Origin of the sequence: Vampirovibrio chlorellavorus (genome assembly GCF_003149375.1) — a bacterium.
GTDB classification, from domain to species: Bacteria; Cyanobacteriota; Vampirovibrionia; order Vampirovibrionales; family Vampirovibrionaceae; genus Vampirovibrio; species Vampirovibrio chlorellavorus_B.
Genome location: NZ_QFWH01000006.1, coordinates 46,811 through 60,291, shown reverse-complemented (window position 1 = coordinate 60,291; position 13,481 = coordinate 46,811). Strand labels below are relative to the sequence as shown.

Sequence of the window (13,481 nt, the reverse complement as noted above, 5' to 3'; positions counted from 1 at the left end):
ATAAGTCTACTCCGCTTTCCCGGTTTGCGCCATTCTTGAGAAAAAGCCTTGGGCGTAGTATGTTGAAAAGAGTGTCCATACCATGCCCCGGCTGAATCGTTTCAGGTACATTTCAGGCAATTCCGAAATAGAGCCTTGAAAAGCAGCCCTTCTGGAGAGTTTGTTCAGCATGCCCGGTTTACAGCAGAATCTGGAAATTGTCCTGGTGGACGTTCAGGCCGTTAGCATTCACGAGAGCCGATATTTTGACATTGCCTATCACGTGGCGGGGGAGTCTCGGGTGCAAACGCTGCGGGTGAATCCGGAGGCGTTTTACGCCGACCCTCAACCCGGTGATCGGGTGGCTGTCAATTTGCTGATGGGCAACATCATGGGGGCCAGCAAAATAGACGCCCAGGCAGGCTCTGACTAGTCAGCCCGAGGCCATTCCGGTATTTTCCCGTTTTGGGGAAAGCCTTTCTTTTTTCAGGCCCGTGCCTCTGTCCCGAATTCTCAGGTCACACAGCAGTAAAAGGAGACTCCTATGCAGCGTTGTCCGGTTTGCAATGGTCGCACCCTGATGGTGGATGACCGCTACAAGTGCATGAATGCCCAATGCAAGGGCAGTACGCTGGAAGAAGTCCGGGAAGGGGTCTTTTGCCGCTGCGGAGAGGCCATGAGCTATCAGGGTGAAGACTCCTGGGGACAGCCCAACTATATGTGCCTGTACTGCAAAACGGTAAAGAGGATCGAGCGATGAACGCCAAACGCCCGAACGCGAAAAAACAGTTACTTCAGCTACGCGGAAGTCGCTTGTTCCCCCTGATGGTGTCGCTATGCCTGGGACTGGGCGGCCCCGCCCTGCTGATTGGCTGTGCTTCCAAACCCGTCAAGGCGACCCAGCAAGCCGATGGGGTTCAACAGGTTCGCGTGGTGGTCAGCAACGGCTATCAACCCAGCCACATTGAAGCCAAGGCGGGCCAGCCCCTTAAAATCGAATTTTACCGGGACGAAGAGCCTGGCCAGCACAGTTGTGGCGAGGTTCTGGAAATTCCGGCAGAGCGGGTCAAATTACCCCTTCCCTCCCGGGAAAGCCAGATTGTGGAAATCAAACCGCAAAACCCCGGCCAGATGGAGTTCCGCTGCGGCATGAATATGCTGAAGGGTAAGATTACTTTTCGGTAACCAGTGGCTTGTCCAGTGGTGGGCGTCTGGCCAGGGTCTCACCCATAATGGGATCGCTGGCCTGTGCGGAAGCGGCATATAAGTCCTCGCCTTTTTTCCACTGAAGGCTGTAGAGGCGCTGGATGGCCCGAACATCGCGACTGGACAGCTTCGGTTGATAGTGACTCCCTTCGCGGTGCCACTTGCGAACGCCCACCATCATATCCGCCGGGTTGTCGCTGTGCCCGGAAATGCCAAGGGCATGGCCTATCTCGTGCAGAATGTTGCCCTTGATATCGGCGGGGGGGATGCCCACCGTCCTGATTTCTATATCTGCGTGTCCCACCCGGTAAGTGGTCAGTCCCGCGATGCTGTCCTCACTGAAGGCCCCCACCCAATCGATGGTGATGTCAGCCTCGGCCCGGTTGGAGGTGTACTGGTACTGCATGCGGCCCTGCAGGGCCTTCTGCCACAGTTGCAGGCTGTCTTCAATGTAATCCTTGAAATCCGCCTGATACAGGGAGAGCTTGCGGGGGCGGGTCTCCACGTACACTTTCAATGGGGTTTCCAGGGGGGCCAGCAACCGAAAAGTGCGCACCGATTGCCAGCTTTCCCCAAAGTGCAGGTCATACTCCTGCCCGGTGGAGGCTTGGGTCATATAGGATGTTCCCTGCTGGGCCAATGCTGCCGTTCGCAGACCAAAGCCACCCAAGACAATCAGGGACGACAGGCAGAGCCCGAAGTAGGCCGTCCAGAACTTCATTCACTCACTTTCCACGCTTTAGCATTCGAATGCCTGTATTATTCCATATTTAAAATATAAAAACAACATTAAAACTTTAAAGCGTATCTCTCTTCAAAGCGCACAACAAAATCGCATGCTGAGCTTGCAGGAAGAAAGCAGGCAACTTTCCGCTGGGAACGGCATTTCGTCCGAGAGCGGCGTGGTCAGACACACAAGGCAGGCTCGGCCAAACGAATGACCAAGCCTGCCGGAGTGATGACCGTTGTGGTTGGTTTACTCTGCTTTTTTCCGGTTTTTCCTGGCCGACTGAAGCAAAGCCTTATTCTCCGAGCGAGTGGACTCCCTGTTGGCTTTGTTGGTTTGGCGGGTGCTTTCCAGCTGGGTTTTATTTTCAGCCAAAGTGCCCAGTCGGTTGGCCTGAGCCTCTTTTCTGGCGGCTTCCATATTAGCCCGTTTTTCAGTTCGGGATAAGTCCGGGCTGCGGTTAGCTTCCAGCGTGTTCTTTATCAGTTTGCGGTTGACCTGACGGGTTTGCCGGCGATGGAGATGAGCGTCCCTTTGGGTGGCTCTAAGGGCTTCACGGTTTCCCACCCGGGTTTCCATCCGATTCCTGCCCATCGTCTCACGCAGCCCCGACTCAGCCCAACCCAGAGGGGCGGCAGTCATCAGCACCGCCCAAACCACGACATACACAGCCCAGTGACTTTTCATCATCGCAGTCCCATCCTTTTCCATTCACAATCCATCAAAACGCTTTATAACGAGAACCCGGAATCATTCACCACTCGAATATCAATTTGATTTTCAATACCAACCTGCTCTCCATTTTAAACCATCCACTCCCCAACGGGGTGAAACCGCACGGCAGATACAATCTGAATGCGGGAATTGTGAAAAACGCCCACCGCCCGCCAAGCAGTTTGTGAATTTTCCGTAACGATGAGGTTGAACCATTTGCCAAAAGGGAAATAAAAACTCGGAAATCACAAAATATATCTGAATTTTTTTGCTATGAGGTAATTGGGCTTAAAGGGGTAAGGTGACCATGGTGAATCTGGAATGGCTGAAATCCTGCACTCAAACCAATTTTTACCAGCTATTACTGGCCATTGTTATTGCAGGGATAGCCTACCTTGGGGTGTATGGTTTACCCCATATCAAACTGAATGACTCGCTGTCCGCGCCCAGCCCACTGGACGACAACGCGGCGCACCCCCTGAACGTTTCCGGGGTGATGGCCTGAGAAGCGGCGCAGAAAAATCCATTCCACATAATCTCTGAGAACGAGATAAAAAAGGCTGCGTTCTCATTTTTTGAGAGGCGAGGCTGCCTTCGCAACACGTTTCTAAGACTGCGTACAGCGCAGACAAACCCTGGATGCTTCTGGCAAAAAGCCTAGTCTGAATTTTTTAACGCGCTGAACTCATACAGTGACAAACGTATTGTGAAAACAGCCTTGCCTTTTGAAAAGCGCTTGGTGCAATCCCGAATAGTAACGCGGGCAACAACCCGGTTCCGAAATATCGGAACCGGGTTGCAAGCGACCCTATTCAAACCGGTGGAGCCTATCCCACAAGATATTCTTCAAAGAAAAAATACTTTGAGAACAAATTGGATTGACTCTTTTCACCTGCGACTGCTCTCCGGTTTGCCAACCCCTTTGCTAAAGTCAATCGGTAACCGATTGAATGGGCTTTTCAGGAATTGACGTGATTACACCAAGCCACGGTTCTATGGTAAATCCCCATCTGTTACGTACGATATAGTAAGTTAAGCATCGTTTAAAAACTTTAACAAATAACAGAATTGAACGGCAGGCATAGCCACTCTCAAACGACGGAGAACGGTCGCTTAAGAGAGCGGTTTATTCCTCAAAATCTTCCAGCCGCAGGAATTTTACTTCTTCGTATCTGGGAATCTCAAACTCATTGGCGTCCAGACTGCTTGAAGCAGGGTAGCCCAATTGGGAAAAATATCCCCGATTTTTAGTACCAGCGTGTTTTTTCTCATAACGGGCATTGGAAATAGCCATGAAATCCAACCTCCTTTTTTCTCTGGTGAACCCTCAATTAATTCATTGGATCGATTTAAATTGCGTTGAACATTGATTGAAACAACGAACTGGATATAGAAAAAATAGCATTTTTGATGCTCGAATAACCTCCCCCGATCGGCTAATTTGAATTTTCGGCGTTGCAGGGACACCCTAGACTGTTGGTCAATAGGAGCTACTGCCCACTCTGATAAACCTGATCGTTTGCGTCAGGAAAATGGCAGGGAGTACGCCTGAAACAAAGCTACTCCCTGGGTGGATAACGTGGAATACGGCAGAGACAAAGTTGTAGGCCTTTAACTGGTTTGAATCTGGATGCTTCGTTTTTGAACCGCTAAGGCTTTGGGCAAACTGATTTCCAGAACGCCGTTTTTGTAAGCGGCTTCAATACGCTCGTGATCCACACCGTCCGGAAAGCTGAGTTGCTTGAAGAACTGGCCGTGGCGGAACTGGTTGACCAATACTTTTTCGCCCGGCTGCAATTCTCGTGGATGCATTTCACCGGAAACCGCCAAGGTTTTTGGGGTGGCATCCAGATGCACATGCTCTGAGATCTGATCGGCGGGTAAGCCCGGTAACAGGATACGCACCTGATAATGGGTTTCGGTTTCCACCACTTCTACCGGTGGGTTAAAGTCAGAACTGTTGCCGGAATAGCCGGGTGTATTCAAAAAACCTTCCAATTCCCGGCGAAGCAGGTTCATTTCTTCAATGGGTGTTGTCCACTTTAAAATGCTCATACTATCCTCCTGAAACACTGTGGGGTTATCTCGACATTCAGAGACCTGATAGAGACCTGGGGCAATTCACCAGCCTCTCTAGGATTTCTGACTCGGTTCCTGATTTGGAACAATTTCATTATAGAAATTGTGGAAATAAAAGCCTCTGCTTTTAAGGATTTTTTAAGGATTAAAAAAGAGCGCCCGTGATTTCAAGGGCCTGTTTTTGGGAGTCCTTCGTTTGGCTTAATTCCGAGCCGGGTTTCCTGTGTGCCGTCAGCCATCCCTTATAATGAAAAGCATTAGGATTTTGACGGTTGGCGATTTGTGAAACCAATGCACACATCGGAACAGGGAGGCCCGGCAAGCCCAGAGGGTTCAGACTGTCCGCCTGTGGAAAAACTGAAAGCCTATATTGTCAGCGACGTGCATTTGAATAACCACCCCTTTGACGCCGCCCATCTGTCAGAAAATCCCAGACGTCGAAATTTCAGACTTTTTTTAAGGCGCCTGAATGAGGAGTTGCAGGCCAATGAGCGCATTCAGCTCATTCTGAACGGGGATATCCTGGACATCACCGGCTCCTGGTTTGAGTCCGTCATGCCCTGGGATGGGGATCGTTCCCGGGTGCTGGACACCCTGAACCGGTTGCTGCTGGATATTATGGAAAACAACCTCAGCACCTTTGAAGAACTGAGAAGGTTGCTGCGGCATCCCTATGCCGAAATCATCTACGTGTTTGGCAACCACGATGGTATGCTGCAACAGTACCCGGAAAGCCACGCCGTGGTGAAAACCTTCTTATGCCCGGAAGCTGAAGGTCAGTCTCGCATCCGCTTTGTGCCCTGCTATGCCTCCGAGGAACTGGATCTCTACCTGGAGCATGGGCATTTGCAAGATCCCTTCAATCGCCAGTGCGATCAGCATGAACCGCCCCTGGGCGATGTCATCAACGTGCTGATCGTGAACCGGTTTGTGGAGCTGGCGGTCAATCGGTTCCGGGAGCATGGGTACTCCGAACCCTTTATTACCCGCATTCACAGCCGCCTGCATGATATTGAGTACCTGCGTCCGCTGGCTTTGCTGCCGGTGTGGATTCAGACCATTGGCTACGAGTATGAGGGCCACCCCGAGAGCCGGGGCAAGATCATGGGAGTGCCCGATATTCTAATGGCGGTCATTGCCGAAATTCTTCGAGACCCGGACATGGTGGCCTACATGACCCGTCGCTTGCAGTGGCCACGGCCCATGTTGCCCCTCATGGTCAAGCTGATTCTCAGGATTCCGTGGATTTTGCCCGTGATTTCCTTTTTCACCTCCAAACTCATGCGGCGCACCCACTCCAACAAGTACCAGTACAAAGCGGCCCAAAAAATTCACCGGGAAAAAGGGTATCGACTGATTGCCTTTGGACATACCCATATTCCGGGGGTGCAACCCCTCAGCCAAAGCGCTTATTACTTCAACACCGGCAGTTGGAAGCCGGTGATCAACCTGTTTAAAATCTCCAAGGACCCCGTGGAACTGGAGTACCTGAACCCGGACGTGCAGTTCAACAAGGTGGAGCGTTCCGGCATTTTACTGATTGAAAAATCGGATCGTTCCTCCCCGGCGGAATTTTCCCTGCAAACCATTCAAAGCGGGTTGGGATAGTCCTCCCATGAGGGGCTTTACCCCAGACTCACCGGATGGGTCTGGGCCCACCGGGTCAGCGCGTCTTGCAAGGCTGGCGTCCAGAGCGGTTGGGGCTGGGTGTCCCGGGTATCGAACAGGGCAGTGCCCCGCAGGGTGTCTTCCGGCCAGCGGGGAAACAGGTGAATGTGCAGGTGTCGGGTCACCTCCGATAGAATGACCGTGTACACCCGGGGAGAACCGGCCTGTTCCAACATAGCGGCCCAGGCTTGCGCCGCTGCCCAGATGGAGGCAGGCAGATCGGCGTATTGAGTGATCGCAGTGGCCGGGGCCAGCATGATATAGCCATTGCGGGCCCCTTTCAGGGCCACCAGCGGGAGATTACCCGGGATTGCCAGAAAGGGATTATCCTGCGGGTTCAGGGGGTCGGGGGGTTCCGGTGGCTGGGCGGACAGGCTCACGGCGGGCTCGTATTTCCATCGGGTTTGGGATATTGTTAGAACCATAGCACGGCATCCCTCAACTGGCCAGCAGATGCCCCGGGGCTCCAGCGTGGCCGCCCCTCTCCCCTCACTTCTCCATTTTTCCGCAATCCCTTAAAAACAGGTGCTGATTCGTCATGATCCCTTCCACCTCGCCCCTTGACTTGAGCTACGGCATGTTTGATGAGGCTCGCAGTGGCCTGCATCTGGATGACTACGATTATCCGCTGCCAGAGGCCCTGATTGCCCGCTATCCACTGCCCCAGCGGGATGAGTCCCGCATGATGGTGGTCAACCGGGCCACCGGAGAGATTGCCCATCACACCTTTCGGGACTTGCCCCAATTTTTGCAGCCGGGCGATTTGCTGGCCCTGAATAACACCAAGGTCTTACCGGCCCGCTTTTACGGGCACCGGCAGGGCCTGACCGGCCGGGTGGAGATTTTGATGCTACACCCGGAAGGCGACGCCAGCGGGCAAATCTGGAGCGCCCTGATGCGTCCGGCTCGCAAGCTGAAGCCGGGCACCATTGTGGAATTCCCCAACACCCGGGCCACTATGGAAGTGCTGGCCGTAGGCGATCGGGGTTGCTGCCGGGTGCGGGTGCATCCCGCCGAGCATGGGGATGTAGCCACCCTGATGGAGCGGGTGGGCCTGATGCCCATTCCGCCTTATCTGCGCCGGGACGCTGAAGAGAGTGACAAGGAACGCTATCAGACCGTGTTCGCCAAGGTACCGGGGGCCCAGGCCGCTCCTACGGCCAGCCTGCACTTTACCCCCCAGATTCTGGAGCAACTCCGGCAGCAGGGCGTGCAGCAAACCGAGGTCACCCTGTCCGTCAGTTCGGGCACCTTTCGCACGGTGGAAGCGGATGACATCCGGGAACACGCCATGGACGCCGAGGCTTACACCATCCCGGAAGCAGCCGCCATGGCCGTTCAGGCTGTCCGGCAGCGGGGCGGCCGTATTTTAGCCGTGGGCACCACGGTGGCCAAAACGCTGGAAACTTCCGCCAGTGAGCATCAGGGGGCAGTGGTTCCCTGCACCGGCTGGAGCAAGCTGTATATTTATCCCGGCTTTCAGTTTCAGGTCGTGGATAGCTTGCTGACCAACTTTCACTTGCCCAAGTCCACCTTGTTGATGATGATCAGCGCCTTTTCCGGGCGAAAAAACATGATTGCCGCCTACCGGGCCGCATTGGAGGAAAGCTACCGCTTTTACTCCTACGGCGATTGCATGCTGATTCTGTAAGCAATTGGCATTTCCAAAATAACACCAATAAAAAACCCGACCGGGGGATGAGGGAGGGTCGGGTGGTATGGATTGGCAAAGGGAACAGGTAGAGAGAGGGACAAGGGGAATATCGACTGGGTGCTTCTAGAGGGGATGGGATTCTGCTCAATAAAGCCCCCTGAAGGGAATTGGATGCTAGCCTGTAACGATTTATAACAACCAAAAAACCCCGCTGCGTAGCGAGGTTTTTAAAGTCTGGGCGAACCGCTGAACTAGCTGACGGCGCGACGAATTTTGTTGGCCCGAATGCAGCTGGTGCAAACCTTGATGGTTTTATGCTGGCCGCTGGGCAAAATGACCTTGCACTTTTGCAGGTTGGGATACTGGAAAAAGCGGTGGTGCTTGTTGGAGAAGCAAACTTTGTTGGATTTGTTGCGACGCTTGGCGCACACTTCACAAACGCTGGCCATGATGAGGGGACGTCCTTTTACTTTGGTTTACAAGGTTAAGTGTTGGTTATTGAACCATTAACAAACGGGAATGGCAACACCCCCGGGAGACCCGTAATGGGAGCCGGGGGATTGAAAGCCTTGATGCCCGCCCCTTTAGAAGCCGGTAAACCAGGAAGGATCGGCTGTAGCGACTGATCCATCCACAGGATAAGAGTTTGAAGGAATGTGATAATACGTGGTAGCTGACTTTAATTGCCGTCGGGAACGAATACTGCCATCGTAATACAGGGCCATTTGCATGCCCATGCCGGGGGCGTCATTCACCGCCCCTTCATAGGTGGCATTGGGATCGAACCTGAAAAACACTACATTCCGTGGCGTTGTGCCCCCAAAATGAGTACTTGAACCCGCCCACAAAGCGCCACCATTGTGCAGGCGCAAACAAACCCCAATTTGGCTGGATCCGGTTCCGCCCGTACACGTGGAGATTATCCCGCCGGTATTGGCATGGCTATCCAGTTGCGTGGTGGTGGGCAAAACGGAAACATAATTCATGTAGGGGGTCAGGTCGCTGGCTTTCAGGTTAGCAGGAACGGTGTTATTAGCGGCTTTGTACTGCTCGTAGGCGTTCATGATCATAAAGGCCACTTCCCGGGCCATGGTGGTTTGCCGGGCGCTGAGGTTGGTGTTGCTATTGCGGGAATCCAGCACTTTAGGAATGGCAAAGGTGGCCACTACCCCCATAATGGCCAGGGTAATCAGTATTTCCACCAGAGAAAAGCCACGGGGTTGGTGGGTAGCGACCATAATCAATCCTCTACACAGAGTGGTCTGTTGTTGCGTTTTTTACTCTATTTTTTCTATGTAAGATATCGATCACTGGCCTGAAAACTTGAGGGAATTTTTTTAAACGCAGTGATCCCCGACTGTGGCATCAGTCATTCCCACGCCTTCGGGGACTAAGGAGGCGCTTAATAAATGGCCATTGGCAAGCTCCCATACAAAAACGCCCATCCCCGAATGGGATGAGCGTTTTCAGTGCTGGTTCCGGCGGAGAGAGGAAATCCATAGAGGCTTTTCAGGCCGCCAAACTTCTGGCTAAACCTTGTATCGCGGTAATCAATAGCGCGGTCAGGTCTTCGCTCTCTTTCTCGGAATGGAACCGGTTATATTTAAAGGCGTTATCCCACAGGGTCTGGACTTTATAATCGTCCACCACCCCATCAATAACATCGCCGCCCTGTTTTTCGATATTCTGGTTGCCATCGCCGCCTTTACGGGCGCCTTTCACCCCGTCGGCGGTTTGCCCCAGCAAGCCGTGCGGGTTCACGCCATCGCCCAGCGGGTTGACACCCTGGTTAATGGTTACGTTGCTGTCAATATAGCCGCCATTCTTATCGGGCTGTTTGACCTGCAAGTCAATGGTGTACTCATCGGTTTTGACGATCAGCTTGCTGCCATCCCACTGGGCAAACTTACCATTGCCCAGGTCGATTTTTTCATCCTTGCTCATGGGCTTGCCGTCCACGGTGGGCGCTTTGCCGGAGCGATCGAAGTAAACCAGATTTTTTCCGACCTGAATGCCCGCCTCGCCAATCACGGTAGGCTGCACGCCATCGGCGCCCGGCTTGCCCCAGTTCACAAAGGTGGTGTTGTACTGCACCCCTTTATCAGAGAGCATGTTGTAAATGTTGCCGCCTTGGCCCATCACGTCATACTGTTCGCCGTCAAAACCCACCAGGTGCGGATCGCCCCAGTAACGACTGGCATTTCCGCCGTTGTAGACGGGCGGTGGTACTTGAGGGTCGGCCGGGGCCATCAGCTTGGGCAGCAAATTCATAATGCAGCACAGCAGATTGGCCAGGGGGGTGGATGCGGCCCCATTCCCTCCCGCTCCCGAAGGCAGGGCAGGCAGAACGTTGGGTAAAAAAGACGGTAAACCGAACTGCGGTTGAAGCTGTGGTAGCAGAAACGGCTGCGGTTGAGGCTGTACCTGCGGCAAAGGCACAGGCAGCAGGGGCGATTGCAATTGGGGCTGTACCTGCGGCAAGGCAACAGGCAGCAGGGGCGATTGCAACTGAGGCTGTACCTGCGGCAAGGCAACGGGCATCGGTTGCGGTTGAGGCAGAAATGAAGGCTGCGGCGGGGCTCCCGCCAGACCCTGCATCATTGATTGTAACAGGGATTGCAACAGGCCTGAGAACTGGGTCAGCATGCTGCCCGCCAGAGAGAAGTTATTGGCCATCAAGAACATCTGGTTCAAAACAGGGCCGGAGGAACTCGCCGGATTGGGCAGCATGCCCGCACCGGGAAAAGCGGACAGGCCCGCCTGAAGATTGCCAGCCATCAAGGGCTGCGGGGCCACCAAGGCGGGTTGCGGATTACCGGCCATCAGGGGCTGCAGCATCGCGCCGGGAACCATGGCGCCGGTGAGGGTCACTTTGTTGGGAATGAAAATACCGTTGCCCATTGTAACCATGGAAATGCTCCTTCACGGTTGATTAGCTTTTTCAGGGTGCCCAGGACAGGCCCGGGGGTCACCCTTGAATGCAATGAATAACCAGCTCTATGTTCAATACAAATCATTTCATCGATATATACAAATTAAAACAATCGAATATATAAAATTGATACCAGTTGCCTCAAAAACAGAGTAACTTCCGAAAATCCGAAAAAACAAGGTGAGGGTGCCCTCACCGAAAATAAGATGAGACGAGGGTGCCCTCACCGGAAATCAGATGAGACGAGGGTGCCTTCACCGGAAATAAGATGAGACGAGGGTGCCCTCACCGAAAATAAGATGAGACGAGGGTGACCTCACCGAAAATAAGATGAGACGAGGGTGCCTTCACCGGAAATAAGATGAGACGAGGGTGCCTTCACCGGAAATAAGATGAGACGAGGGTGCCCTCACCGAAAATAAGATGAGACGAGGGTGCCCTCACCTAAATCAGCCCAAACCCGCCAGCTCCCGGAGGAATTGGCGGGCTTTGTGGGACAGAGGAACAGTTCCGGTGAATCAGGCAGTGAACTGGTTGTTCTTGATAAAGCGGGTGTCAAAGAGGTCCCTGACCACATAATCGGTCACCACACCATCAATGACCGTACCGCCCTGTTTCAGGTCGCCGGTATTGTTAACGCCTTTGCGCTGACCAGCAACCCCGTCGGCGGTCTGACCCAGCAGGCCGTGGGGCACAACGCCATCCGCCAGCGGGTTCACACCCTGACCGAGCTTCACGTCACTGTCGATGTAATTACCCGTGGGGTGCTGTTTCACCTGAAGCGTGGTGGTGTATTCGGCGGACTGAACGGTGAGGACTGTTCCGTTCCAGCTCGCCTGCCCCTGACCATCCAGGGCGTATTGCTTATTGGGCTCCATGGCTTGACCATTGACCGTGGGAGGCTTCCCCGAGCGGTCCAGGGCCACCTGGCTGTTACCAACAGTTAGTCCCGCACCGCCAATAATGGTGGGCTGCACGCCGTTGGCATCAGGCTTGCCCCAGGCTTCGAACCGGGCATTGTATTGGAAGTTTTTGTCAGAAACGATGTTATACGTTTCGCCCGGCTTGCCCATCACATCGTACTGCTCGCCACCGAAGCCCACGAAGTGAGGATCGCCCCAGTAGCTGCCGCCGGGCTTGTCGTTATAGGGTGGCGGGGTCACGGGAGGCTTGGTCGGAGGCGTCACCGGAGGCTTGGCTGGATGCTCTGTCGGAGGGTATGCCGGAGGCGTCACCGGAGGCTTGGCTGGAGGCTCTGTCGGGGGGTATGCCGGAGGCGTCACCGGAGGCTTGGTCGGAGGCTCTGTCGGAGGCGTTACCGGCGGCGTCACCGGGGGTTCCTCCGGAGGGCAATCAGGAAGAGAATAAGGGTTCGGAACAGGCGCTGGAGTCGGCACTGGTGCTGGCGCAGGAGCAGGCACTGGGGTTGGCGCAGGCACAGGCACTGGGGCGGGGGCTGGTTCTGGTTCAGGCGCCGTTGCGGAGGCGGTTCCCTGATCCGCTACGGGCGCAGCGGGGGCTTCGTTCGGGTTTGGCGTCTCGATTTGCGTAAGGCCCTGATCCTGGGGCTCTGGGGGTAAGTTTCCAATATCGCCAGGGTTGTCATTATTGCCCGCGTTGGTGAACTGCTCTGCCTGGGTCGAAAGCAGATCGGCCAATGCGCCCATGAGTGCCCCAAGATCCGGGTTGGCCGAGTCCGCCAGAGGAGGGGGAAGTGGATCGGTCATGGCTGGCGAAAAGGACGACGCCATGGGCGGAGGGACGGACTGATCGCTGGCCAGCAGCTGCGAAGGCAGGGCCGCTTTTAACATGGTGCTGAGAAGCGTCAGGAGAACGCCGACCAACTGACCAATGGCATCCTGTGAATTGGTGGCCATCATCGGACTCATGGCCAGACTGTTGCCCAGGGCATTGGGCAGGACAGGGGTATTAAACTGGGCCAGACTGGCCTGTTGGGAACCCAACAGGCTGACCGACTGTGCCGTGGGGTTCAAATTGCTCAACGGCAGCCTTTGCGGGAAAGCGTTAAAAGCGTTAATCGACATGAATTTCTCCTAAGTTTTGAACCTGGCGCAGAGCGAGTTCAGGCCTGTCTCTGGCGCAAGTCTAGCTATGTCCGCATATCAGAGCGTTCCATCATTCTCTGACTGGTTTATATGGATATAAAAAATAAAAACAAAGTATCGATTTGGATTGCCTTATTATTTAAAAGAAAAACATTTCATATAACAGACACTCAAAGTCGGCCCCTCCCCCAAGCCAAAAGGCACCAGAGGGCAACGGACTCAAGCCGGGCCAGCAATGGCGCAGCCCAAACACCACCCGGCGCGGTTGACTGCCTGTCCTTAGCGCCCAGCGCGTTTCACGCATCGGCTTACTGCATCGGTGTCCGAAACGGATGCAACGGCTTTACACCCGCCACAACACCACTACGCCTTCCAAACCACTTTACTATCCAAACAGAAGCAATATTTAAAATCCATGGTAAAGTAAGTATACAAGAGGCTTTAATTTGAGGGTTG

15 protein-coding genes are annotated in these 13,481 nt (G+C 54.1%); 6 read left to right on the top strand and 9 right to left on the bottom strand.

What is annotated here, in order from left to right; translation table 11 throughout:
* Positions 1-169: 169 nt before the first annotated feature.
* The 3 genes from DF283_RS08880 (at position 170) to DF283_RS08870 (ending at position 1,164) form a co-directional block, all read left to right on the top strand.
* The gene (locus DF283_RS08880) at positions 170-412 is read left to right on the top strand and encodes a hypothetical protein (protein ID WP_303674414.1); all 243 of its coding nucleotides are present in this window, start codon (positions 170-172) and stop codon (positions 410-412) included.
* A 111-nt stretch (positions 413-523) separates the two neighbouring features.
* Positions 524-739, top strand: a complete 216-nt coding sequence (locus DF283_RS08875; protein WP_303674413.1) for a hypothetical protein — start codon at positions 524-526, stop codon at positions 737-739.
* A complete protein-coding gene (locus DF283_RS08870) occupies positions 736-1,164 on the top strand; it encodes a cupredoxin domain-containing protein (RefSeq protein WP_303674412.1) in 429 nt (142 codons plus the stop codon). The genes DF283_RS08875 and DF283_RS08870 overlap by 4 nt, the downstream gene beginning before the upstream one ends.
* On the opposite strand, the gene DF283_RS08865 is transcribed toward DF283_RS08870, so the two are convergent.
* Both DF283_RS08865 and DF283_RS08860 read right to left on the bottom strand, forming a co-directional pair.
* Positions 1,151-1,906, bottom strand: a complete 756-nt coding sequence (locus tag DF283_RS08865; protein WP_303674411.1) for a matrixin family metalloprotease — start codon at positions 1,904-1,906, stop codon at positions 1,151-1,153. The genes DF283_RS08870 and DF283_RS08865 overlap by 14 nt on opposite strands.
* A gap of 255 nt (positions 1,907-2,161) precedes the next feature.
* A complete protein-coding gene (locus DF283_RS08860) occupies positions 2,162-2,602 on the bottom strand; it encodes a hypothetical protein (RefSeq protein ID WP_303674410.1) in 441 nt (146 codons plus the stop codon).
* A gap of 331 nt (positions 2,603-2,933) precedes the next feature.
* Here DF283_RS08860 and DF283_RS08855 point away from each other — a divergent pair, with 331 nt between their 5' ends.
* Positions 2,934-3,131, top strand: a complete 198-nt coding sequence (locus DF283_RS08855; protein WP_303674408.1) for a hypothetical protein — start codon at positions 2,934-2,936, stop codon at positions 3,129-3,131.
* Between the two features lie 621 nt (positions 3,132-3,752).
* Here the strand turns inward: DF283_RS08855 and DF283_RS08850 are convergent.
* Positions 3,753-3,920 (bottom strand): hypothetical protein, encoded by a 168-nt coding sequence (locus tag DF283_RS08850; protein ID WP_303674407.1) that lies wholly within the window; start codon positions 3,918-3,920, stop codon positions 3,753-3,755.
* Positions 3,921-4,237: 317 nt separating this feature from the next.
* Positions 4,238-4,681 carry an Hsp20/alpha crystallin family protein gene (locus tag DF283_RS08845; RefSeq protein WP_303674406.1) on the bottom strand — a complete coding sequence of 148 codons (444 nt, stop codon included), beginning with the start codon at positions 4,679-4,681 and terminating at the stop codon, positions 4,238-4,240.
* A 315-nt stretch (positions 4,682-4,996) separates the two neighbouring features.
* On the opposite strand from DF283_RS08845, the gene DF283_RS08840 reads away from it, so the two are divergent.
* The gene (locus tag DF283_RS08840; RefSeq protein WP_303674405.1) at positions 4,997-6,313 is read left to right on the top strand and encodes a metallophosphoesterase; all 1,317 of its coding nucleotides are present in this window, start codon (positions 4,997-4,999) and stop codon (positions 6,311-6,313) included.
* A gap of 17 nt (positions 6,314-6,330) precedes the next feature.
* On the opposite strand, the gene DF283_RS08835 is transcribed toward DF283_RS08840, so the two are convergent.
* Entirely contained in the window at positions 6,331-6,798 is a 468-nt protein-coding gene (locus tag DF283_RS08835) for an HIT family protein (RefSeq protein WP_303674404.1), read from the bottom strand.
* Between the two features lie 113 nt (positions 6,799-6,911).
* Between DF283_RS08835 and queA the strand changes: the two genes are divergently transcribed.
* Positions 6,912-8,024: a tRNA preQ1(34) S-adenosylmethionine ribosyltransferase-isomerase QueA gene (queA, locus tag DF283_RS08830; RefSeq protein ID WP_303674402.1), complete on the top strand. Its 1,113-nt coding sequence runs from the start codon at positions 6,912-6,914 to the stop codon at positions 8,022-8,024.
* 254 nt (positions 8,025-8,278) lie between these two features.
* Here the strand turns inward: queA and rpmB are convergent, their stop codons facing one another.
* The 4 genes from rpmB to DF283_RS08810 form a co-directional block, all read right to left on the bottom strand.
* On the bottom strand, positions 8,279-8,476 hold the full coding sequence (gene rpmB, locus DF283_RS08825; RefSeq protein WP_303674401.1) for a 50S ribosomal protein L28: 198 nt from the start codon (positions 8,474-8,476) through the stop codon (positions 8,279-8,281).
* A 135-nt stretch (positions 8,477-8,611) separates the two neighbouring features.
* A complete protein-coding gene (locus tag DF283_RS08820; protein ID WP_303674400.1) occupies positions 8,612-9,265 on the bottom strand; it encodes a type II secretion system protein in 654 nt (217 codons plus the stop codon).
* Positions 9,266-9,536: 271 nt separating this feature from the next.
* Positions 9,537-10,937, bottom strand: coding sequence for a hypothetical protein (locus tag DF283_RS08815; protein ID WP_303674399.1), 1,401 nt, complete (start codon positions 10,935-10,937; stop codon positions 9,537-9,539).
* A 540-nt stretch (positions 10,938-11,477) separates the two neighbouring features.
* The gene (locus DF283_RS08810; RefSeq protein ID WP_303674398.1) at positions 11,478-13,004 is read right to left on the bottom strand and encodes a hypothetical protein; all 1,527 of its coding nucleotides are present in this window, start codon (positions 13,002-13,004) and stop codon (positions 11,478-11,480) included.
* Positions 13,005-13,481: the final 477 nt, after the last annotated feature.